Here is a 997-nt window from a genome sequence, read left to right as displayed (position 1 = left end):
AAGGGTGCTGATCGAGATGATCGGCTCCGAGCGGGAAATCGTCAAATGTCTCGTACAAGAGGTTCATGCCCGCGGCGGCCATCCTTACGTGGAGCTGACGGACTATGCGATTACGGCGTCAGTGCTGCGTTCTGCGACGCCCGAGTTCCTGGAGCATTGGGCCGATATGCACCTGTCGCGAATGAAGGATATGGACTGCTATGTTGCGGTTCGCGCCGGCGATAACGTAAGCGAGCTGTCCGACGTGCCCGAGGATAAGATGAAGCTTTACAAAAAAATTTACAGCCAAAAGGTGCACATGGAGCAGCGGATCAAGCATACGCGTTGGGTCGTGCTGCGTTATCCGAACGCGTCTATGGCGCAGCTTGCGGGCATGAGCACGGAAAAATTCGAAGATTTCTACTTCGACGTATGCAACCTGGATTACGCCAAAATGTCCGATGCGATGACTCCGCTTCAGGAGCTGATGAACCGGACCGATCGCGTGCGCATCGTAGGGCCGGGGGAAACGGACATTTCCTTCTCGATCAAGGGCATCGGCTCCGTCAAATGCTGCGGCCGCCGCAACATCCCGGACGGCGAGCTGTATACCGCTCCGGTACGCGACTCCGTGAACGGCGTCATCGCCTATAATACGGTATCCGAAAATTCTGGAGTTACATTCGAGAACGTCGTCTTCCGGTTCGAGAACGGCAAAATCGTCGAGGCTACCGCGAACGATACCGCCCGGCTGAACAAAATTCTCGACACGGACGAAGGCGCCCGTTATATAGGGGAATTCAGCCTCGGGTTCAACCCGCATATTTTATACCCGATGAAGGATACGCTGTTTGACGAGAAAATCGACGGAAGCCTTCACTTCACGCCCGGCCAAGCGTACGAGCAGGCGGACAACGGCAACCGATCTGCCGTTCATTGGGACCTGGTGCTTATTCAACGGCCGGAATTTGGCGGTGGCGAGATTTATTTTGACGACCGGCTGATTCGCAAGGACGGA

The 997-nt window shown here is 55.5% G+C and carries 1 protein-coding gene; it reads left to right on the top strand.

Annotated elements, in window-relative coordinates; translation table 11 throughout:
- Positions 1-4 precede the first annotated feature (4 nt).
- Positions 5-997, top strand: a 993-nt coding sequence (locus QJ48_RS34980) for an aminopeptidase (RefSeq protein WP_272948189.1), incomplete at its 3' end; no start/stop codon positions are given.

This window comes from Paenibacillus sp. A3, assembly GCF_001399685.1.
Classification (GTDB): Bacteria; Bacillota; Bacilli; order Paenibacillales; family NBRC-103111; genus Paenibacillus_G.
The sequence above is the reverse complement of the archived record's forward strand: the minus strand, read 5'-3'. Positions and strand labels throughout refer to the sequence as shown.